The organism is Flavobacterium cerinum (assembly GCF_004028155.1).
Lineage (GTDB): Bacteria > Bacteroidota > Bacteroidia > Flavobacteriales > Flavobacteriaceae > Flavobacterium > Flavobacterium cerinum.
In genome coordinates this window covers 86,553-106,679 of record NZ_SBII01000011.1, presented here as the reverse complement: position 1 = coordinate 106,679, position 20,127 = coordinate 86,553, and the positions used below count along the sequence as shown (strand labels likewise).

Annotated in this window: 22 protein-coding genes and 1 pseudogene; 13 read left to right on the top strand and 10 right to left on the bottom strand. The window is 36.1% G+C overall.

What is annotated here, in order from left to right; translation table 11 throughout:
* Position 1 precedes the first annotated feature (1 nt).
* Positions 2 to 391 (top strand): HIT family protein, encoded by a 390-nt coding sequence (locus tag EPI11_RS14865; RefSeq protein WP_128390768.1) that lies wholly within the window; start codon positions 2 to 4, stop codon positions 389 to 391.
* Between the two features lie 146 nt (positions 392 to 537).
* Entirely contained in the window at positions 538 to 945 is a 408-nt protein-coding gene (locus tag EPI11_RS14860; protein WP_128390767.1) for a lipocalin family protein, read from the top strand.
* Positions 946 to 974: 29 nt separating this feature from the next.
* Here EPI11_RS14860 and EPI11_RS14855 read toward each other — a convergent pair whose 3' ends face one another.
* Positions 975 to 2,126: a sensor histidine kinase gene (locus tag EPI11_RS14855; protein WP_128390766.1), complete on the bottom strand. Its 1,152-nt coding sequence runs from the start codon at positions 2,124 to 2,126 to the stop codon at positions 975 to 977.
* Positions 2,127 to 2,270: 144 nt separating this feature from the next.
* On the opposite strand from EPI11_RS14855, the gene EPI11_RS14850 reads away from it, so the two are divergent.
* Both EPI11_RS14850 and EPI11_RS14845 read left to right on the top strand, forming a co-directional pair.
* Positions 2,271 to 3,152 carry a flavin reductase family protein gene (locus EPI11_RS14850; RefSeq protein ID WP_128390765.1) on the top strand — a complete coding sequence of 294 codons (882 nt, stop codon included), beginning with the start codon at positions 2,271 to 2,273 and terminating at the stop codon, positions 3,150 to 3,152.
* 45 nt (positions 3,153 to 3,197) lie between these two features.
* Positions 3,198 to 3,590 carry a DUF3127 domain-containing protein gene (locus EPI11_RS14845; RefSeq protein WP_128390764.1) on the top strand — a complete coding sequence of 131 codons (393 nt, stop codon included), beginning with the start codon at positions 3,198 to 3,200 and terminating at the stop codon, positions 3,588 to 3,590.
* A gap of 68 nt (positions 3,591 to 3,658) precedes the next feature.
* Here the strand turns inward: EPI11_RS14845 and EPI11_RS14840 are convergent, their stop codons facing one another.
* Both EPI11_RS14840 and EPI11_RS14835 read right to left on the bottom strand, forming a co-directional pair.
* On the bottom strand, positions 3,659 to 4,234 hold the full coding sequence (locus EPI11_RS14840; protein ID WP_128390763.1) for a hypothetical protein: 576 nt from the start codon (positions 4,232 to 4,234) through the stop codon (positions 3,659 to 3,661).
* Positions 4,235 to 4,332: 98 nt separating this feature from the next.
* Positions 4,333 to 5,004, bottom strand: coding sequence for a hypothetical protein (locus tag EPI11_RS14835; protein ID WP_128390762.1), 672 nt, complete (start codon positions 5,002 to 5,004; stop codon positions 4,333 to 4,335).
* Between the two features lie 616 nt (positions 5,005 to 5,620).
* Here EPI11_RS14835 and aat point away from each other — a divergent pair.
* On the top strand, positions 5,621 to 6,256 hold the full coding sequence (gene aat, locus EPI11_RS14830) for a leucyl/phenylalanyl-tRNA--protein transferase (protein ID WP_128390761.1): 636 nt from the start codon (positions 5,621 to 5,623) through the stop codon (positions 6,254 to 6,256).
* A 66-nt stretch (positions 6,257 to 6,322) separates the two neighbouring features.
* On the opposite strand, the gene rpmA is transcribed toward aat, so the two are convergent.
* Together rpmA and rplU are read right to left on the bottom strand one after the other, a co-directional pair.
* The gene (rpmA, locus tag EPI11_RS14825) at positions 6,323 to 6,583 is read right to left on the bottom strand and encodes a 50S ribosomal protein L27 (protein WP_128390760.1); all 261 of its coding nucleotides are present in this window, start codon (positions 6,581 to 6,583) and stop codon (positions 6,323 to 6,325) included.
* Between the two features lie 26 nt (positions 6,584 to 6,609).
* Positions 6,610 to 6,966 (bottom strand): annotated as a pseudogene (rplU, locus tag EPI11_RS14820) (50S ribosomal protein L21); the annotation flags it as partial.
* Between the two features lie 200 nt (positions 6,967 to 7,166).
* Here rplU and EPI11_RS14815 point away from each other — a divergent pair.
* Positions 7,167 to 8,492 (top strand): M16 family metallopeptidase, encoded by a 1,326-nt coding sequence (locus tag EPI11_RS14815; RefSeq protein ID WP_128390758.1) that lies wholly within the window; start codon positions 7,167 to 7,169, stop codon positions 8,490 to 8,492.
* A 15-nt stretch (positions 8,493 to 8,507) separates the two neighbouring features.
* Positions 8,508 to 10,550 carry a M16 family metallopeptidase gene (locus tag EPI11_RS14810; protein ID WP_128390757.1) on the top strand — a complete coding sequence of 681 codons (2,043 nt, stop codon included), beginning with the start codon at positions 8,508 to 8,510 and terminating at the stop codon, positions 10,548 to 10,550.
* 83 nt (positions 10,551 to 10,633) lie between these two features.
* Here the strand turns inward: EPI11_RS14810 and EPI11_RS14805 are convergent, their stop codons facing one another.
* On the bottom strand, positions 10,634 to 11,500 hold the full coding sequence (locus tag EPI11_RS14805; RefSeq protein ID WP_128390756.1) for a DMT family transporter: 867 nt from the start codon (positions 11,498 to 11,500) through the stop codon (positions 10,634 to 10,636).
* Between the two features lie 113 nt (positions 11,501 to 11,613).
* On the opposite strand from EPI11_RS14805, the gene EPI11_RS14800 reads away from it, so the two are divergent.
* A complete protein-coding gene (locus EPI11_RS14800; RefSeq protein WP_128390755.1) occupies positions 11,614 to 12,168 on the top strand; it encodes a heavy-metal-associated domain-containing protein in 555 nt (184 codons plus the stop codon).
* Between the two features lie 62 nt (positions 12,169 to 12,230).
* A complete protein-coding gene (locus EPI11_RS14795; protein WP_128390754.1) occupies positions 12,231 to 12,641 on the top strand; it encodes a GNAT family N-acetyltransferase in 411 nt (136 codons plus the stop codon).
* 3 nt (positions 12,642 to 12,644) lie between these two features.
* On the opposite strand, the gene gldD is transcribed toward EPI11_RS14795, so the two are convergent.
* The 4 genes from gldD to mutY are packed head-to-tail and all read right to left on the bottom strand — an operon-like array spanning position 12,645 to position 16,055.
* Positions 12,645 to 13,214 (bottom strand): gliding motility lipoprotein GldD, encoded by a 570-nt coding sequence (gldD, locus tag EPI11_RS14790; protein ID WP_128390753.1) that lies wholly within the window; start codon positions 13,212 to 13,214, stop codon positions 12,645 to 12,647.
* Complete coding sequence (locus EPI11_RS14785; RefSeq protein WP_128390752.1) at positions 13,211 to 14,500, bottom strand: gliding motility-associated protein GldE; 1,290 nt, start codon at positions 14,498 to 14,500, stop codon at positions 13,211 to 13,213. The genes gldD and EPI11_RS14785 overlap by 4 nt, the downstream gene beginning before the upstream one ends.
* Positions 14,501 to 14,522: 22 nt before the next feature.
* Positions 14,523 to 14,972, bottom strand: a complete 450-nt coding sequence (locus EPI11_RS14780; protein WP_128390751.1) for a single-stranded DNA-binding protein — start codon at positions 14,970 to 14,972, stop codon at positions 14,523 to 14,525.
* A gap of 36 nt (positions 14,973 to 15,008) precedes the next feature.
* Positions 15,009 to 16,055, bottom strand: a complete 1,047-nt coding sequence (gene mutY / locus EPI11_RS14775; protein ID WP_128390750.1) for an A/G-specific adenine glycosylase — start codon at positions 16,053 to 16,055, stop codon at positions 15,009 to 15,011.
* A 133-nt stretch (positions 16,056 to 16,188) separates the two neighbouring features.
* Here mutY and EPI11_RS14770 point away from each other — a divergent pair, with 133 nt between their 5' ends.
* The 4 genes from EPI11_RS14770 (at position 16,189) to EPI11_RS14755 (ending at position 20,110) form a co-directional block, all read left to right on the top strand.
* Positions 16,189 to 16,485, top strand: coding sequence for an HU family DNA-binding protein (locus EPI11_RS14770; protein ID WP_057671073.1), 297 nt, complete (start codon positions 16,189 to 16,191; stop codon positions 16,483 to 16,485).
* Positions 16,486 to 16,857: 372 nt separating this feature from the next.
* Positions 16,858 to 18,414, top strand: a complete 1,557-nt coding sequence (locus tag EPI11_RS14765) for an Rne/Rng family ribonuclease (protein WP_206619131.1) — start codon at positions 16,858 to 16,860, stop codon at positions 18,412 to 18,414.
* 95 nt (positions 18,415 to 18,509) lie between these two features.
* Positions 18,510 to 19,559, top strand: coding sequence for a DUF6438 domain-containing protein (locus EPI11_RS14760; protein WP_128390748.1), 1,050 nt, complete (start codon positions 18,510 to 18,512; stop codon positions 19,557 to 19,559).
* Positions 19,560 to 19,681: 122 nt separating this feature from the next.
* The gene (locus EPI11_RS14755; RefSeq protein WP_128390747.1) at positions 19,682 to 20,110 is read left to right on the top strand and encodes a hypothetical protein; all 429 of its coding nucleotides are present in this window, start codon (positions 19,682 to 19,684) and stop codon (positions 20,108 to 20,110) included.
* Positions 20,111 to 20,127: the final 17 nt, after the last annotated feature.

Sequence of the window (20,127 nt, the reverse complement as noted above, 5' to 3'; positions counted from 1 at the left end):
TATGAGCTCTATATTCACCAAAATAATTAACGGAGAAATCCCGGCTTATAAAGTAGCTGAAGACGACAACTTCCTGGCATTTTTAGATGTAAATCCAAATGCCAAAGGCCACACACTTTGTATTCCAAAAACAGAGATCAATAAGATTTTTGACATGGATGAAGAGCAGTACCTGGGATTGATGAAATTTTCAAGAAAAGTAGCAATAGCACTGGAAAAAACTGTACCCTGCAAAAGAGTAGGCGTAGCGGTTATAGGTCTTGAAGTACCACACACCCATGTACACCTTATTCCTCTTAATGAAATGGATGAAATGCGTTTCGTGAACAAGGTAAAACTTGAAAAAGAAGAATTTGAAGCACTGGCAAAAGCCATCAATGCTAATTTATAGATTAGTACATACTATTACACAAAGCAGGAAGTAATTCCTGCTTTTTTGTTTTAATGAAATTACCATCCATTTTTATTATTAGAAAATTAACTGGATTTTTTAATATTATTTTATATCATTGCACCTTGAATCTAACACAAAATATCATGAAAAAATTAATTGGTTTGGGTTTAGCACTACTTTGCTTAACCGCCTGCTCAAGTGATGACGACTCGGGATCTTCTATTAACCTGAACCAGCTGACAAAAAGATGGTATAACGTTTCTTATGTTGTAGCAGGAAAAACTGTAGAATATGACGGACACCAGCCTTGTGGTAAAGACTATACTGAATTTAGCGGAGGCAATATAGCTAAAGAAGTAGATTACTTTAACTGCCAGGAAGATCCGGACACAGCAACAGGCACATATACTGCGGCAGAAAAATCGCTTACAACAGTGGTAAATGGCGTAACAAATGTTTATACAATTAAAAAGCTTAATTCTAAAGCGCTTGAAATAGAACAAGCTTCGGGAAATCCAAAAATAACATACATATATACCAGTACACCATAAAAAAAGCGGAACATTATGTTCCGCTTTTTTTATATCTTTTTATAACTGGCTTCCATCACCGTCCCTTTTCCAATTTCAGAAGAAAGCACCTTTATCCGTCCTTTGTGATATTCTTCCACAATACGTTTGGTTAAAGATAACCCAAGTCCCCACCCTCTTCTTTTGGTGGTAAAACCAGGTTCAAACACTTTTCGAAACTGCGCTTTAGGAATCCCTTTACCAGAATCGCATACTTTTATCTTAACAAACTTATCGGTTTCCCGTATAATAACATCCAGCCTGCCTTTACCTTTCATGGCATCAATAGCATTTTTCACTAAATTCTCTACCGTCCAACTGTGCAGTTCAGGATTAATCATCACTTTTACCGGGTGGTTAGGTGACATAAAAAAGAACTCTACCTGTTTAGAAGCTCTTGATCTTAAATACTCAAAAGACTTCTCGGTCTCAGCAACGATATCCAACTCTTCCAACAAAGGCTCCGACCCAATTTTAGAAAAACGCTCAGCAATAGTTTGCAATCGGGCAACATCTTTTTCAATTTCGGTTACTGTAGTTTCATCAACATTATCTGCCTTCATAATCTCAATCCACCCCAATAATGACGATAGCGGTGTACCTATCTGGTGGGCAGTTTCTTTTGCCATACCCGCCCAAAGTTTACTTTGCGCCCCCATCTTCGTAGCACGATAAAAATTATAAATAACAGCACCAAAAAGCACTATTACAAGCCCGAGAGCCATTGGGTAATATTTCAGGACATTAAGTAATGTAGAATTACCATAATATATATACTGATTATTACTAGCTATTGGATGATGCATTACTATAGCTGCATTTTGTTTTTTAAATCTTTCCAAATATGCTCGCAATTGCAATGTATCGTTCACAATCCCGTCATCAATATTTTTAGTCCCGGTAATACTATCCTTATTATTTGTCCTGATAATAGGGATTGTAGTATTACTCTCAATTATCTGGGTTAAAAAGTTTATATCAGCTGCTGAGTTGATATTATTGAATTCCTCCATAGAACCCGCCCAAACGTGCATTTTATCTTTCTCCTCCTGTTTAAATATCTGAAAGAGATAATACGTATTCCAAAGTATAAATAAAACTATAAGAAACGATGCTGAAATAATTATCCAACGGGTAATGCTTCTTTTATCTGTAAACTGCATAGGGTATAATTTGTGGCTTAAAGATAACAAAAGTTAGGCACTCGGTTATTGCAAAAAAGCCTGTATAAAATGTAACCTATACTAACGTTAATAGTACCCGATTATTTCAGAGAAAAATTATCTTTGCATAACAAAAAAACTACCATGTTAACTATAGACCCAAAAGAACTTACTACACAAAAGCTGCATGGCTATTTACAAAGCGCTGTTGGACCCCGTCCTATTGCCTTAGCCAGTACTTTAGATAGAAATAACATACCTAATTTATCGCCTTTTAGCTTCTTTAATATTTTCAGTAGCAACCCGCCTATACTAATATTTTCGCCTTCACGAAGAGTACGCGATAATACTACCAAACACACGCTAATGAACGCCGAACTTAACCGTGAAGTGGTTATTAACGTAGTGAACTATGCAATGGTAGAGCAGGTATCGCTTTCAAGTACTGAATATGCCGCTGGTATTAATGAGTTTGAGAAAGCCGGATTTACTATGATACCATCTGACATGGTTAAACCATACAGAGTAAAAGAAGCACCGGTACAATTTGAGTGTCGTGTTAACGAAATTATCGCCCTTGGAACCGAAGGCGGAGCCGGTAACCTTATACTATGCGAAGTACTTAAAATGCACATACATGAAAGCATTTTAGATGATAACGGCGGCATAGACCAGCATAAAATAGACCTGGTATCGCGTTTGGGCGGCAACTGGTATTCCCGCTCTGCAGAAGGCCTGTTTGAAGTAGAAAAACCCTTAACCACATTAGGCATAGGTGTAGATAGTATTCCTGATTTTATAAAAGAAAGCAGTTTTTTTAACGGTAATGATTTAGGCAAATTAGGTAATACAGAAACATTGCCTACTGACGAAGAAGTTAGTATATTTGTAAAAGAAAGCTTCGAAGTAAAAGCGATTTTAAGCTCAGATGATGAGACTAAGAAGTTCCTGAAAGCCAAGGAATACCTTGATAACAACGAAGTAATTACCGCATGGAAGGTACTTCTTGCTAAGAATAATTTTTAATATTAACGATAGCTGCCCCGGCAGAAAACAACAAACAATTACATTATGGAAGTTTCAGGAAGAATTAAGATGATCGATGAAACCAAAGCTTTTGGAAGCAACGGTTTCAAAAAAAGAGAAATAGTAGTCACTACAGATGAGCAGTATCCACAGCACATCATGATAGAATTTACTCAGGACAAATGTGACCTGCTTAATAACTACAAAGCAGGAGAACCTGTAAAAATTTCCATAAACCTTAGAGGAAGAGAATGGGTTAACCCACAAGGTGAAACAAAATACTTTAACTCTATACAGGGCTGGAGAATAGAAAAAGCACAGCCGGAAGCACCACAAGGTGGTAGTTACCAACAAGCGCCACAGCCAACATCGGCAAGTGATGCTTTTGAACCTGCTACAAGCTTTAAAGAAGAAGAGCACGACGATCTTCCTTTTTAAAAAGAAAACCAAAATAAAAAATCCCGATAAGCAGTACTTATCGGGATTTTTTCATTCAAAAATACAAACTAATAATCTCTTGTTAAAGTTTGCACTTTTACTCTTAATCCTTTCGTATACAAAGGCATAAGCTCTTTTTTATTATAAGCATAAATTAATTTTCTGTCCGCTAAATAAGATACTGGCAAATAATAATAGCATTCATAACAAGATGCATCAGAAATTCTTTTTAAGAATACAAAAAATTTATCCCCAATAAAATTATACTTAGAAATATCAATTTTTATTTTTCTAGTAGCATCACTTTTATTTTGTTCAAGAACAATAGGTATTGCAACTTGATTAACTTTATCCCCTAAGCTTCCCTCATCGGAAACCTTATAAATTGTCAATTCAAATTCTGTATTATTAACTTTATCAAAACGATACCCATTCTCCATTAAAATCTCTGTAGACTTACTTGAAGGACAAAAAAACAAAGTCAATTCCTTTATACCCCCATAAGGAATATTATCTACCAGATAATACTCAGGAATATCATCAAAAAACAAATTAACTAAAAGATATGTGGAGTTTTTACCAAAATAAACACTCTTTAACTTCTCTTTTTTAGTGAAATCTTTTTCGATTAAAACTTCTTTCATCTGCACAGTATCTTGAGCATGTAAAATTGTAATTGCGAAAAAAAACACTACCTTAAATAATAAGAATTTAAATGTCATCTATACTCTATAATAAATAATTACGGACAAGGAACAGTAACTTCATGACTTGTTGTACTCCATTTAATCCAAAACCTTCTTTTAACAACGGTTTTGACCTGCACACAGTCAACAGTACCGTCAGCGTTAAGATTTTTGACAATTGGTCCATCTGATTTTTCATTCGTCCAGAAATTACCTAAATCAATATTTACACCAAAAAAGAAAAAACCACCCCCTTTTTGTAAACCAAAATCATTACGAGCTTGAATCAATTCAATCATGTCATATTGATTTCCTACATAAATAGGATCATTTACATCAATAACATCACTATCAGAAATATTCGTTACTGCCTCATAAGTACTAAACGTATTGTTTACTCTATCAACATCTATAAAATATAGAAAATCTCCATTATCCTTATTTGTAACAACATAACCTCTTGCTCTTACATCTGCTAAAGGACTAACTTCAGTTACAAGAATCTTACCCTCGTCTGATATTGATTCAATTTGCTTCCCATATATATATTGTGTATTATAAAAGGAACTTACAAAAGAATTAATAGTATTACTTAGATTAACTTTAGGTGTAGCAAGTGCTTTTCCTGATGTTTGAGATTTAGACATCGCGGCTTCATCTCCTGAACAACTTATAAAAACATTGGCGCTCAAAATCAATACCATAAAAGGCAGTATTAATTTTTTCATTTTAAAGTTTTGTATTTTTTTGTCAGTAATACCGACGTTAGTAATAATTTTTCAATTGGATATCCATTGACAATATTAGCATATTTAATCAAATAAAACTTACAATAAAACTATCGAAAAAGTTAAGCAAAAGTTAAAATACATTATTGTGATTTGCTTTTTTTAAGACCAATATTTAATATTCATATAAATAAACATTATTTGAATATTTTCAATATAAAAAAGCGGAAGACCGAACCACCAGTCTTCCGCATACATTTAGCTAAAACACAATACGTTTCAATTACTTAATGCTATACTATTTTTGTAAATTTTATAATCAAAAAGTTATCTTTCATCTCTTGTATTTTGGATGCAAAACTACATTTATATTACAGAAAAAACCTATAAATAATACATTTAACACACTCAATAAAACAATATAACAAAACAATAGTTTTGGATTTTATTTTAGCATTTTTAACAAAAATTAAGGATAAAAATCACAGATAGACTGCTGGATTTTGGCTTTCCCACCCTCTACTGTCTATTAAGTTTTCGCGATATATTTATCATACACTTTTCACTGTTTATATATAATGTGTAAATTTGAACTGCTATATAAACTAGTACATAAATGTATTTTCTTTCCCGCGAATTATTCTTCCCTTCCGTAAATCATGCTTCCCCCGAAGGCATAGTTGCTATTGGCGGTGATCTTTCGCCAGAACGGCTGTTGCTGGCTTATAGGAGTGGCATCTTTCCTTGGTTTGAAGATGACGAACCTATATTATGGTGGAGTCCGCCTGAAAGAATGGTGTTGTTTTTTGAAGATTTAAAGATTTCTAAAAGCATGCGTAACATTTTAAACCGCAATACTTTTAAAATCACCTTTAATACTTCTTTTAAAGAAGTGATCACCAACTGCCGCACTATTAAACGCGACGGGCAGCCAGGCACATGGATAACCGACGAAATGGTTGAGGCTTATTGCAGGCTTCACGAACTGGGTTATGCCAAATCTGTAGAAGTATGGCAGGACGATAAATTAGTTGGCGGATTATATGGTATAGACCTTGGTCATATATTTTGCGGAGAAAGCATGTTTTCTAAAGTATCGAATGCATCAAAAATTGCTTTTATAGCACTGGCTAAACACCTTGAAAAAGAAAACTACAAACTATTGGACTGCCAGGTGCATAATGACCATCTGGAAAGCCTTGGCGCGACAGAGATTTTAAGAGAAGATTTCTTAGCCATACTAAAAAGTTAAACAAAAGATCCATAAAACAAAAAACCCACTCATTTGAGTGGGTTTTTTATATGCGTAGGGTTACTACTAAGCTTCGAAAGGAACAATTGAAACAAAAGATTTGTTGTTTGCTTTTTTCTGAAACTTAACTACACCGTCAACTTTAGCATGTAAAGTATGATCTTTACCCATGTAAACGTTTTCACCTGGGTTGTGTTTTGAACCACGTTGTCTTATGATGATGTTACCAGCAATAGCAGCTTGTCCACCATAAATCTTAACGCCTAGACGTTTCGATTCTGATTCCCTACCATTCTTGGAACTACCGACACCTTTCTTGTGAGCCATGATGTTTTGTTTTTAAATGTTAATTATTCCTCTGCAGCTTCCGCTTTTTTAGACGCTTTTTTCTTAGTTCCTCCAGCTGTAATAACTGAAATTTGAATTTGCGTTAAAGATTGACGGTGGCCATTTTTCTTTTTGTAACCTTTTCTTCTTTTCTTTTTGAAGACGATTACTTTATCTCCTTTTAAGTGCTGCAGCACTTTAGCTTCTACTGAAGCACCTTCTATAGCCGGGGCGCCTAGAGTAACTGTTCCGTTGTCATCAAGTAAAAGAACTTTCGCAAATGTAACTGCGTCTCCTTCTTTACCTTCTAAACGGTGAACAAATACTTTTTGGTCTTTGCTAACTTTAAATTGTTGCCCTGCTATCTCTACGATTGCGTACATAACAATATGGTTTAATTAATTTTTTAAGTGTGCAAATATACAACTTATTATTTATCAGGCAACCTAGGGTGATAAATTTATCCGAAAAAATCAGCCATAACGGCTATTAATTTCAAATACCTAAAAATTTATGTAATTATTGTAACAAATTACCGAAATTGCACACCAATTAGCAATATCAAAAATAATTATTAATTTTTATGAAAAAATCTTTAATGGCTTTGGGTTCACTTCTAATGCTTGGCGGAGTTGCTTCGGCTCAAAAAGTGGCATTCGAGGAATACAATTTAGACAACGGATTGCATGTTATCCTACACCAGGATAAATCAGCTCCGGTTATCATTACTTCGGTAATGTATCATGTGGGTTCTAAAGATGAAAATCCTGAAAGAACAGGTTTTGCACACTTTTTTGAGCACTTATTATTCGAAGGAACAGAAAACATCAAACGTGGTGACTGGTTTAAAATTGTAACTGCTAATGGTGGTAACAATAATGCCAACACGTCTGACGACAGAACGTATTATTATGAAGTTTTCCCATCTAACAACCTTGAGTTGTCGCTTTGGATGGAATCTGAAAGATTAATGCACCCGGTTATCAACCAAATTGGTGTTGATACTCAAAATGAAGTTGTAAAAGAAGAAAAAAGGCTTCGTATGGACAATCAGCCTTATGGAAACTTAATGACTGAAGTTAAAAAGAATATGTTTAAGGTACACCCTTACCGTTGGTCAACTATCGGTTCTATGGAACACCTTGACGCTGCAACTCTTGGAGAATTCCAGGCGTTCAATAAAAAATTCTACATTCCTAACAATGCAGTTCTTGTAGTAGCCGGAGATTTTGATACTGATCAGGCTAAAAAATGGATCAAACAATACTTTGGTGCGATACCTAAAGGTACTCCTATAACACGTCAGAAATTTGAAGAGCAGCCAATCACTCAGGCTTTCAAAGCTACTTATGAGGATCCAAACGTACAACTTCCAATGGTTGTTACTGCTTACAGGACTCCATCTATGAAAACTAAAGATGCAAGAGTACTTGACATGGTTTCTGCTATCCTTAGTGATGGTAAGAGTTCAAGAATGTACAAGAAGATCGTTGACACTAAAAAAATGGCACTTCAAATTGGCGCTGTGAATATTGCTCAGGAAGATTACGGTTTGTATGTAATATATGGCATACCAATGCAAGGATTCACATCTGCTGATATCATGAAAGAAGCTGATCAAGAAATTGTAAAATTACAAACAGACCTTATATCTGAAAAAGAATTCCAAAAACTTCAAAATCAGATTGAGAACCGTTATGTTAGCGCTAACTCTAACGTAGAAGGAATTGCAGAAAACCTTTCTTCTTTCTACTTATTATATGGTGATGTTAACCTTATCAATACAGAAATAGACATTTACCGTTCTATTACAAGAGAAGACATTAGAGAAGCAGCTAGAAAATACCTTAACCCTAACCAAAGGCTAACACTAGATTACATAGGAGCTAAAGATAAAGCACAAAACTAAGCATTGAAAAATATCATGAAAAAAGTTATATATATTTTAGCCAGCGTGTTTTTAACGATTACTATGCAGGCACAAAACAGACCACAACCTAAACCAGGACCGGCTCCAACAGTTAACGTAGGTAAACCGGAAACTTTTACTCTTAAAAATGGTTTAAAAGTTTTAGTTGTAGAAAACCATAAACTACCAAGAGTATCTTTCAGCCTTACTATGGACAATGCTCCATACTCAGAAGGAAGTAAAAAAGGAGTATCAGACATGACTTCTGCACTTATGGGCAGCGGAACTAAAAAAATGTCTAAAGATGCATTTAACGAAGAAGTAGATTTCTTAGGAGCAAATATTGGTTTTAGCTCACAGTCTGCGAACGGAAGCGGTTTATCTAAATATTCTAACAGAATATTAGAATTAATGGCTGACGGCGCTTTAAACCCTGTATTTACTCAGGAAGAATTTGACAAACAAAAAGCACAAATACTTGAAGGACTTAAGTCTGACGAGAAAAGTGTTTCATCTGTTGCAGCAAGAGTTACCGGAGTTCTTACTTATGGTAAAGATCACCCTGCAGGAGAATACCTTAGCGAAGAGACATTAAACAATGTATCTCTTGCTGACGTAAAAGACAACTACAATACTTACTTTGTACCAGGTAATGCTTACCTTATCGTTGTAGGTGATGTTAAAACTAAAGACGTTAAAAAACAAGTTGAAAAACTGTTTGGTTCATGGAAGCCTGCAAAAGCTCCAAATGTAACCTATAGCGATCCTAAAGATGTACAGTACACTCAGATTAACTTTGTAGATATGCCAAACGCGGTACAGTCTGAAATCTCTGTAGTGAATGTTGTTAACATGAAAATGACAGACAAAGAATACTTTGCTGCTCTTTTAGCTAACCAGATCCTTGGTGGTGGTGGTGAAGGAAGACTTTTCCTTAACCTTCGTGAGGCTCACGGATGGACATATGGTGCTTACTCTTCTATAAGTGGAGGTAAATATGTATCGGATTTTACATCTTCAACTTCTGTAAGAAACACTGTTACTGACAGTGCTGTTGTAGAGATATTCAATGAACTTAAGAAAATGAGAACTGACTTAGTTTCTGCAGAAGATCTTAAAAATGCAAAAGCTAAATTTGTAGGTAACTTCGTTATGAACATGGAGAAGCCAGGTACTGTTGCTCGTTTTGCATTAACTACAGAAACTCAGGGATTACCTGCTGACTTCTACGAAAACTACATTAAAAACATTAATGCAGTAACTGCTGAAGACATTAGAAATGCTGCTAAGAAATATTTCCTTGCAGACAATTCAAGAGTTGTAGTTGTAGGTAAATCTGCAGATGTATTACCAGGTCTTGAGAAAACTAAAATTCCGGTTTTCTACTTTGATAAATTTGGAAAACCAACAGAAAAACCAGTTGTAAACAAGCCGGTTCCTGCAGGTGTAACTGCTAAAACGGTAATGGACAACTACATTAAAGCTGTAGGTGGCGAAAAAGCACTTAAAGCTGTAAAATCTGTTGCTACAAAATCTAACGGTACTGTTCAGGGTATGGCTGTTGTATTTACTTCTAAAGTAACTTCAGACAACAAACAACTTGTAGAAATTACTGCAATGGGTATGTCACTTATGAAACAAGTAATCAACGAAAAAGGTGGTTACAAATCTGGACAAGGGCAACGTGAAGACATTACAGGTACAGAACTTGCTGACTTAAAAGCTAGCGCTGTTCCTTTTGAAGAACTTACTCTTGCAAACAGCAAAGATGTAAAAGTAACAGGTATCGAAGCTATTAACGGCGCTGAGGCTTATGCAGTTAAAAAAGGTGAGACTACTTTATACTATGATGTTAAAACAGGCTACAAAATAGCTGAAGCTAACCAACAAGATACACCAGCAGGAAAAATACCTGTTTTCACATACTTTAGTGATTATAAAGATGTAAAAGGCATCAAAATACCATACAAAGTAGTTATGAATATTGGTGTTGATCTTGACCTTACGGTTTCAGAAGTTAAAATCAACGAAGGAGTTACTCCTGCTGATTTCCAATAATAATTATTTTTGATGTTATTATAAGAAAGGCTGCCCATTGGGCAGCCTTTCTGTATTTATATAAAACCTGTAAGTATTCAAAATTATTTTCTTGCAGAGAAATACACGCCTACCAATATTATTGCTGCCCCTACCGCCTGCGTAGCAGTAAGCGATTCGTTATCCAAAACGCCCCATCCAAAAGCAACAACAGGAATAAGATAAGTTACCGAAGAAGCAAAAATTGGGGATGACATTTGGATAAGTTTGAAGAATACAATATTAGCAATACCTGTACCCAAAACAGCTAGTATAGCAACATACATCATTGCCTTGTGCGTTTCCGGCAGTGCTGCAACATCTGCAAATCCCGAAAAGAAAAGTATCACTAATGCCGGCAGCAGCATTACAACAAAATTACCTGTACTAATGCTTAGCGGACTTAGATCTGACAGATACTTTTTAATAAGATTTACGTTAGACGCATAACATACCGATGCCGCAACTACAAACAAGGCATAGTAATAATTCTGATTCGGATTATTAATAGCTCCATTATAGATAAGAAGCGTACAGCCTATCAGCCCAATTAACACCCCAAACAACTGCCTGCGCTGAAACTGAAGTCCAAACACAGTTGCACCAATAAGCAGCGTATTAAGAGGCGTAAGCGAATTAAGGATGGCACTTATTGAACTGTTAATTTGTGTTTGTGCATACGAAAACAAAAAGACAGGCATAAAAGTACCAAAGAGTGACGTGAGCGCAATAAACTTCCATTGACCCAACGGAATACTCTTAAGACTTTTAAAGCCAATGATGAGCAGGAAAACAGCACAGAAAATGATTCTTAATGCGCCCATCTGAAAAGGACTAAGACCTTCGAGCCCTCTTTTCATAAGTATGAAAGAACTACCCCAAATTAAAGACAACAAAGCCAACAGATACCACTTGAGATGTTTTGATTGCATGGTTTAAAATTTTGAATCAAAATTCCAACATAATAATCAGGTTAGCAAACCGATTTTACATAAATTTGTAAACTCTTTTAAAAGAACCTTTTAAATTTAAAAAACAACATATCATGAATTTTGTAAAAAAACTTTCATTTTTCGCATTAACAGCATTATTATTTGCAAGCTGCAAAGACACCTCTAAAGATGGTAACCTAGAAACTCCTGCCGAAGGAACAGTAACTGATACTACAAAAGTTAAAGAAACTGCAGCTAATCTAGAAACTACAAGCTTTAAAATAGACGGTATGACATGCGCTATTGGTTGTGCTGCTACTATCGAAAGCAAACTTGCAGGCCTTGATGGTGTACAGGAAGCTAAAGTAGATTTCGAAAAGAAAACAGCAACTGTATCTTTTGATGCTGCAAAACAAACTCCGGAAAAACTGGTTGAAACGGTAGAACATATTGCTGATGGTGCTTATAAAGTATCTGATGTTAAAAACTCTGGTGACAAGGCGTTTTTTGCTGTAGATCAGGAAAAAGAAAAAGCTAAAACAGAAAAGAAAGCTGACGATAAAAAATCGAAAGATGCGAAACACTCTTGCTGCTCTAAAGATGCAAAAAAAGAGAAAAAAGAAGGATGCTGCTCAGCTGACAAAAAAGAAGGAAAAGGAACTTTATAACCCTACTCCATCCTAACAATACAAAAGCAGCTTTAGGGCTGCTTTATTAATTTTATCTACCGATGAATAAACTAAATGTAATTGAGAATACAATTCCTGTAACGACTTACAGAACACTAAGAGTCAACTCGGGGTTATCACCCAAGACCATAGCTGCTGCAGAAATCGGACTTGCTAATTCGCTGTACTCCGTTATGATAGCTAATGAAGGGAACGAGGTAATAGGTATGGGAAGAATAATTGGGGATGGTGGCTGCTTTTGCCAAATTGTAGACATATGTGTACTACCCGAATATCAGGGACAGGGCATTGGCAAACTTATTATGGAGAATCTAATGAACTACATTAACAATGAACTTCCAGAGTCCTGTTACATAAGTCTAATTGCAGATGGCGATGCTGATAAATTATATGCTAAATATGGCTTTAAAGACACAATGCCAAAGTCTAAAGGAATGGCTTTAAAGAAATAAGCCTTATTTCCATTTAACTGTTTCCATGATATTACGCATATCATCTCTTAGGTAACTGGCGGCAGGCATGATAGAATCGAAGTTAGGTTTTGCATAAAAATATACAGATCCTGATAAAAAGTGATTTAAGCTATCGGTAACATAAAACTGAGCATTTGTAGCAGCGTCTCCCCCTACCTCATAAAACATTCCGTAAAGCCTTTTCTCAGGATTCATAAACGGCTGTTCGCGTATATCATCTGCCTTAACAACCTGCTTATACGTTAATGTTTGCGCATCTTTAAGCAGTTTATCTAAATTACCCTCCACAGGTTTGTAATTCAGATAAATAGTAGCCTTCATTTTAGGGTATTGAATCATTAAACTGCAATCACCGCCTTGTTTTAGTTTGGCTAAAGAGTTATATCCAAAAGTATATGGACAATCTGACTCTAATGGCAAATATTTACCCATTGGGTAATCCAGCCTTAAATAAGCTTTTGGCTTTGGCAGTGTATCACCACCACAGCTAACTATAAGTATTCCTGCAAAAAACAGTATTGTAAGCCCAACTAATTGTTTAATCGTTTTCATTTAAGTGTAACCTTAATTTGTTTTATCCTTCTCTTATCAACTGATTCGACGGTAAAGATATTGCCATTAAAGCTAATTTTTTGTCCTTTTTTAGGAAAATTGCCCGATATCTCCAAAAGAAAGCCAGCCAGTGTTTCGGCCTCTCCTTTTGAATTCTCAAAATCTTCTTCCTCAATATCCGTAATCCGGTAAAAATCCTTAAGACTTATTTTCCCATCAAACAGATAGTTACGATCATCGATACGTGTATATATAATATCCTCGTCATCAAACTCATCGCTTATATCACCTACTATTTCTTCAAGAATATCTTCTAAGGATATAAGCCCGGATGTCCCTCCATATTCATCAACCACAATAGCAAGGTGGTTTTTCATACTCTGGAATTCTTTAAGCAGGTTATCCAGCTTTTTATTTTCGGGAACAAAGAAAGGCTCTCTAACAATTGTTTGCCATTGAAAATCTTCGTTATCGATATATGGAATAAGATCTTTAATAAAAAGCACACCTTCTATCTGGTCGATATTATCGCGATACACCGGTATACGCGAAAAACCTTTATCTACCAGCTTTGGCATTATCTCTACAAATGATGCTTCAACATCTAAAGCAAAAATATCGATACGCGGACTCATAACCTGTTTCACATCGGTATTACCAAAAGAAACAATACCTTCCAGTATTTTTTGTTCTTCCATTGTAGCATCTCCATAATCTGTAAGTTCCAATGCCTGCGAAAGCCTGTCTACAGAAAGTCCTCCACCCTGTGCTCCTATTTTTTTGTGTAATGCTACTGTTACCTCACGCATAGGCACGCTAAGTGGCGAAAGCAGTTTATTAAGACCATACAATAAGTACACTACCTTCTTAGCAAATTTAGTATTGTTCCTGCCCGCATAGAGCTTAGGCACCACCTCTCCGAAAAGAAGCACCAAAAATGTTATAACGATTACCTGCAGTGAAAAGCTGAGCCACGGTAATGCTATAGCACCAAAAAGTGCATCACCAAGTCTGAAGAACAGAATGATAATAGCAATATTAATAAAAGTATTAGTGATTACAATAGTGGCTAAAAGCTTTTTGGGCTTTTCCAGAAGGGAGACAATGAGACTGCCTTTCCTTGCACTTTTTTGATTTATTTTATCAATATCCTGAGGTGTAAGCGAAAACATTGCTACCTCTGTACCGGATATAAATGCAGAGCATATAAGTAGAATTACAATTCCAGCTATGCCTATTATTAGGTTAAAATCTATTGAGTTAAAACTCGAGGGGTCGGGGTCCAAAATTTTTGGTTTTAGTTAAACATTAAAATGGCAAGTCGTCATCTGGCGCCGGCACATTCACATCATAATTAGGCTTTGCAGGCTCACTCACCGTTGGCGATGTAAAACTCTGCTTGTTGTTATTATCCAATTCCTTCTTTGTAGTAAGAAATGTAAATTCTGTTACCTGTATCTCTGTGGTATATTTAGTAGTGCCATCTTCACCCTGCCATTGACGGGACTTTATACGTCCTTCTACATATATCTTATCTCCTTTACTTAGATACTTTTCGCAAATCTCGGCAGCCTTATTACGCACCACAAGATTGTGCCATTCGGTAGACGTTATTTTTTCGTTCGTCTGCTTATTAATATATATTTCATTGGTAGCCAGCGGAAACCTTCCGATGCAGTTACCACCTTCAAAATAATGGATCTTTACATCGTCACCCAAATGCCCTATAAGCATCACTTTATTTAACGTTCCGTTCATGCTTTGCGCTGATTAATTCACTCAAATATACCACTTTTAATGATTACTCCAATGGTTCTCTATAAAATTATAAATAACGATAGGAAATGGATAACTCTTTAACAAATCAACACCAATAGCACCATCAACCACCTCTCCAACAGCTACTTCCCAAAACCGAACAGACAAATGCTGATGCGATAATTTATGCACAATAACATCCGGATTAAGCAGTTTTATGCGCTGTGGCACAAAACCAAGACCTTCAAAATTTGCAATACGCTCAAGGGTTTCTTCGCTAGATAGCAACACCTCTGTTTCAAGCAATGGGAATTCATATAAGTTATGCCAAATGCCCTTTGCTGTTCGCTTCTGGATAACACTATTATTATTCACATCCTTCACAATAAGGTAATTAAAGTACCTGTTTGTTACTTTAATTTTTTTAAGCTTTACAGGCAGCTGCCCTACTTTACCCGTATTAAAAGCTACGCATTTTACAGTAAAAATACAACTCCCGCAATCCGGACTTTTAGGAACACATTGCAGCGCTCCAAACTCCATCATAGCCTGGTTAAATTCTGATGCCTGCCCTTTTGGGAGCAATGATGCCGCCAGTTCTGTAAATTGCTTTTTTGCACCCGAAGATGAAATATCTGTTTCGACACCAAAATAACGTGACAGCACTCTGTACACATTCCCATCTACCACAGGAACCGCTTCACCATAGCTTATAGAAGCAATAGCAGCAGCTGTGTAATCGCCCACACCTTTTAGTTTTAAAAGACCCGCACTACTATCCGGAAAAACACCACCCATATCGAAAGCTACCTGTTTTGCAGTAGCATGAAGGTTACGTGCACGAGAGTAATAACCAAGCCCCTGCCACAATTTGAGTACTTGCTCTTCGGGGGCATTAGCCATATCCTGAACTGTAGGAAAAGCATCCATAAAACGCAAAAAATAGGGTAATCCCTGTGCTACACGCGTTTGCTGTAACATTATTTCTGATAGCCAAATAGCATATGGAGCAGTGGTTTTACGCCACGGCAAATCACGCTTATTCTGTAAATACCAATGAATTAAAGACTTAGAAAATTCCATTATCAATATGAGGTTTAGCAAATGTAAAAGTTTATGTTATTAAATTTTAATAGATTAACCTTGAATTATTGTTTTTTTAATTCTTATATTTGCACTCTCAAAAAAATACACACAATCATAAATTAGAAAGAAAATGACGAAAGCAGACATCGTAGCGAAAATTTCGGAGAAACTTGGACTTGAAAAAGGAGATGTTCAAGCGACAGTTGAGTCTTTTATGGAAGAAGTAAAAAACTCTCTTGAGACTGGCGATAATGTATACCTAAGAGGTTTTGGAAGTTTTATAATCAAAACACGTGCAGAAAAAACAGGTAGGAATATCTCTAAAAACACTACAATAAAGATACCTGCTCACAATATACCGGCATTCAAACCTGCAAAGATTTTTGTTGACGGAGTAAAAACGAATACTGAAGCTAAAGTAAACTAATTATTAACCACCTAATCCTTTCATTATTATGCCAAGTGGTAAAAAAAGAAAAAGACATAAGGTAGCTACGCACAAACGTAAAAAGAGAGCGAGAGCAAACCGTCACAAGAAGAAAAAGTAGTTTAATACTACTTTTTCTTTTTTAGATTAAAGTTCATTGAAAACGGAATTTTATATTGCAGATTTTAGAGTTTAGACTGGCACTGCCTGCTAAATACTGCTTCTGCAATTTAAAGGTCCTTCGGGTAACAAATACCTGTAAACTATTGTTTAATCCATCTGCATAGAGGTTGTAGGTTACGAGTTGCGGGATTCGGGTTGTTAAACCCTAAACTCAAAAACACAAGACCAATAACTGCAAAGCGGATAAAAATGTACAGTGTGAACAAAGAACTAATTATTCGATCTGGTTCTGAAGCCGTAGATTTTGCCTTATTAAAAGATGGAAAACTAATTGAATTACACAGCGAGCGCGAAGACAAGAACCAATTTTCTGTTGGTGACATCTTCATAGCGAAGATCCGTAAACCCGTGGCCGGCCTTAACGCCGCCTTTGTAAATGTAGGCTTTGAAAAAGATGCCTTTTTACATTACCACGATTTGGGTCCGAACCTGGCCTCAATGCAAAAATTCATAAAACTTGTAAGCGCAGGTAAAATTAAAGATTACACACTTAAAAACTTTCCTTTTGAACCGGAGATAGACAAAGATGGCTCCATTGCCGATGTACTTAGTGCAAACCAGTCTATACTCGTTCAGGTAGTAAAAGAACCCATATCTACAAAAGGGCCAAGAATAAGTTCTGAACTTTCTCTGGCCGGACGATATGTAGTTTTAGTACCGTTTTCGGACAGGATATCTATTTCACAAAAAATAGAATCTAAAGATGAAAAAGACCGCCTAAAAAGACTTGTACAGTCGATCAGGCCAAAAGGATTTGGAGTTATAGTGAGAACGGTAGCCGAAGACAAAAAAGTAGCTGAACTGGACAAAGACCTGCAAAATTTGCTGGAAAAATGGACAGGAATGTGCAAACGTCTTCCCAGTGCCCATCATCCGTCTAAAGTACTTGGGGAAGTTAATAAAGCTTCATCAATATTACGAGACGTATTCAACGATACCTTCACCGGTATTTATGTAGATGATGAGGACCTGTATTACCAAACAAAGGACTATTTGCAGGAAATAGCTCCTCAAAAAGCGAATATCGTTAAGCACTACCAAAGTAAAGAGTTGCCGTTGTTTGAAAAATACAACATTGAAAGGCAAATTAAAACCTCATTTGGAAAAACGGTATCTATGAGCAAAGGTGCCTATTTAATAATAGAGCATACCGAAGCCCTGCACGTTATAGACGTGAACAGTGGTAACCGCTCTAACAAGGCTTTAAGCCAGGAAGATACCGCCCTCGAAGTAAACCTTATAGCCGCCGCAGAGATTGCGAGACAGCTCAGATTAAGGGATATGGGAGGAATTATCGTAGTCGATTTCATTGATATGTCCAATCCGGACAACAGAAAGAAACTCTACGATTTCCTTAAAGAGGAAATGAGCGACGATAAAGCAAAACACAAGATCCTGCCTCCTAGTAAATTTGGGCTTATCCAAATTACAAGGCAAAGGGTAAGGCCTGAAGTTAACATTAAGACAAGAGAAGAAGATCCGAATAATGAAAATGCGGAAATTGAAGCTCCAATACTAGTGATTGACAGAATAACGGCCGACCTAGAAAGAATTATGAAGACCCACAAAAAGATAGTGCTTAATGCACACCCTTTTGTGGCCGCATACCTTACCAAAGGTTTTCCATCCATTCGCACAAAATGGTTTTTTGAGCACAAAAAATGGGTGAAAGTTATACCACGTGACGCTTACACGTATTTAGAATACCGCTTTTTTGATAGCAAAGGAAACGCTATCGCAGAATAACAAAAACCGCCCCGATAAAAATCAGGGCGGTTTTTTTGTTTATAAATACTAAATGATACTTTATTCTGTTTTCTTTATGAACCAAAAATTCTTACATGAAAAACATCTTTTTTGTATTAGTCATACTCTTTGCCATTTCTTGCAAAAAAGAAGAAGCCTTTACACGTGCAGCACATATACCTTCCAAAATTGATAACTTGAATACTGAAGATGAAATTGAAGCTTATATCCGTAAGTTAGATACAAATCTCCGTGACTTTTATCTTGTTGATTACAAGAGAATAATGACATTTAACCCAACTTATGTTGACAGCCTTAATCGTATTTATGCAAAACAACTCGGTATCAATAAAACTTTTTATAAAACGGATTTTAATAATGATGGCCTTACAGACCTTTTACTCATAGGAGGATGGAAAAATGGTAACGTAAAACCAAAAGATCAACTCTATCAGTTTAATTCACAAATTGTAATAAATGGTGGTGAAGGTAAATCCACTACTTATTCTATTGCACGTGATTATAATTTTGCTTTCGTCCCGCAAATCTTATATACAGATAGCCTACCGCTTTTAGTATTACACCATTCTCAAAATTTTGACATTGTATATCCGCCTCGCAGGGATACGCTTCAGGTAAAATTGGTGTATAAATCTGGTTATTTTGTTGAATTCAATAAAAAATCTGTTAAGCATCATGAAATTAAAAAAATTGAATTCACTAATGTTCTTGGAGAGTCGGGGCCATTTTTCCAAATGATTCTAAATAAAAACAAGGAATCATGGTTTATCGCCATATGTAATAACTTTGAAGAACGCCAATATAGTGAAGGCACGTTTAAAACCGCAATTAAAGATTCAGATTTTAATGCAATATCGGATTTACTAAATTATATTGATTTTAAAAACTTGCGTGAAGACTATAGCATATACAATACCGGCCCACCAAGTATGGCTTTGAGAATAACGTATGATAATGGTAAAATAAAAGAAATTTTCAATAACGCTGGAGCAGGCACATACGGCTTGGAAGCCATATATAGCCTGATGATGGAACTACGGTTCTCACAGGATTGGAAACCTGCAAAAGAGCCAAAAAACATACGCATACCCAGACCCGAGAAAACGACTAGATGGAAAGCATAATTCATAATTTTGGCTACATCTAATCCCGCATTAAGTAAACACCAAGGACTGTCTAAAATCCCAAACTTTTCTTAAAACATACTAAAACAATACGCAGCGAGTTATAGTAAAAAAGCTTGGTTATGAAATATTACTTACACATACTGTTACTACTTGCATCGGCAAATTTTTACGCTAACAATCTTGAAAACTGCGGACTGGACAGCAACCCTGCTCTTACAGATGATGAAGCTGCTTTCCTGAATACTTACTTTGGTGAAGATACCGATGGTTTCGATTTTAAAGGCAAAAGAATATTAATTGTAGCTGGTGCCGAAGGATCGCGTTTTGAAACAAAAGCGGAATACTTCCGTGATATCAAAAAACGCCTTCAGGAATCAGGATTACCCGTTGCTACTACTCCCTACCCGCTTACTGAAATGGAAAAGATACAGTCCGGAGGATATGATGCCGTAGTAACGCATTGGGTAAACGAACCAATAAGTAAAGAAAAAAGAAGGAACATTATTGCCCGTCTTGCTTCAGGGATATGGGAAACTTTTAACAATTAATTCACACAAATACAGCG

What these genes read in the sequence shown, in the direction of transcription:
- EPI11_RS14770 (WP_057671073.1), top strand. Translation starts at nt 16,189, where the DNA reads ATGACGAAAGCAGACATCGTAGCGAAAATTTCGGAGAAACTTGGACTT.
- EPI11_RS14755 (WP_128390747.1), top strand. Translation starts at nt 19,682, where the DNA reads ATGAAATATTACTTACACATACTGTTACTACTTGCATCGGCAAATTTT.
- EPI11_RS14865 (WP_128390768.1), top strand. Translation starts at nt 2, where the DNA reads ATGAGCTCTATATTCACCAAAATAATTAACGGAGAAATCCCGGCTTAT.
- EPI11_RS14795 (WP_128390754.1), top strand. Translation starts at nt 12,231, where the DNA reads ATGAATAAACTAAATGTAATTGAGAATACAATTCCTGTAACGACTTAC.
- EPI11_RS14760 (WP_128390748.1), top strand. Translation starts at nt 18,510, where the DNA reads ATGAAAAACATCTTTTTTGTATTAGTCATACTCTTTGCCATTTCTTGC.
- EPI11_RS14805 (WP_128390756.1), bottom strand. Translation starts at nt 11,500, where the DNA reads ATGCAATCAAAACATCTCAAGTGGTATCTGTTGGCTTTGTTGTCTTTA.
- EPI11_RS14765 (WP_206619131.1), top strand. Translation starts at nt 16,858, where the DNA reads ATGTACAGTGTGAACAAAGAACTAATTATTCGATCTGGTTCTGAAGCC.
- EPI11_RS14810 (WP_128390757.1), top strand. Translation starts at nt 8,508, where the DNA reads ATGAAAAAAGTTATATATATTTTAGCCAGCGTGTTTTTAACGATTACT.
- gldD (WP_128390753.1), bottom strand. Translation starts at nt 13,214, where the DNA reads ATGAAAACGATTAAACAATTAGTTGGGCTTACAATACTGTTTTTTGCA.
- aat (WP_128390761.1), top strand. Translation starts at nt 5,621, where the DNA reads ATGTATTTTCTTTCCCGCGAATTATTCTTCCCTTCCGTAAATCATGCT.
- EPI11_RS14780 (WP_128390751.1), bottom strand. Translation starts at nt 14,972, where the DNA reads ATGAACGGAACGTTAAATAAAGTGATGCTTATAGGGCATTTGGGTGAC.
- EPI11_RS14835 (WP_128390762.1), bottom strand. Translation starts at nt 5,004, where the DNA reads ATGAAAAAATTAATACTGCCTTTTATGGTATTGATTTTGAGCGCCAAT.
- EPI11_RS14860 (WP_128390767.1), top strand. Translation starts at nt 538, where the DNA reads ATGAAAAAATTAATTGGTTTGGGTTTAGCACTACTTTGCTTAACCGCC.
- rpmA (WP_128390760.1), bottom strand. Translation starts at nt 6,583, where the DNA reads ATGGCTCACAAGAAAGGTGTCGGTAGTTCCAAGAATGGTAGGGAATCA.
- EPI11_RS14855 (WP_128390766.1), bottom strand. Translation starts at nt 2,126, where the DNA reads ATGCAGTTTACAGATAAAAGAAGCATTACCCGTTGGATAATTATTTCA.
- EPI11_RS14845 (WP_128390764.1), top strand. Translation starts at nt 3,198, where the DNA reads ATGGAAGTTTCAGGAAGAATTAAGATGATCGATGAAACCAAAGCTTTT.
- EPI11_RS14800 (WP_128390755.1), top strand. Translation starts at nt 11,614, where the DNA reads ATGAATTTTGTAAAAAAACTTTCATTTTTCGCATTAACAGCATTATTA.
- EPI11_RS14815 (WP_128390758.1), top strand. Translation starts at nt 7,167, where the DNA reads ATGAAAAAATCTTTAATGGCTTTGGGTTCACTTCTAATGCTTGGCGGA.
- EPI11_RS14840 (WP_128390763.1), bottom strand. Translation starts at nt 4,234, where the DNA reads ATGAAAGAAGTTTTAATCGAAAAAGATTTCACTAAAAAAGAGAAGTTA.
- EPI11_RS14850 (WP_128390765.1), top strand. Translation starts at nt 2,271, where the DNA reads ATGTTAACTATAGACCCAAAAGAACTTACTACACAAAAGCTGCATGGC.
- mutY (WP_128390750.1), bottom strand. Translation starts at nt 16,055, where the DNA reads ATGGAATTTTCTAAGTCTTTAATTCATTGGTATTTACAGAATAAGCGT.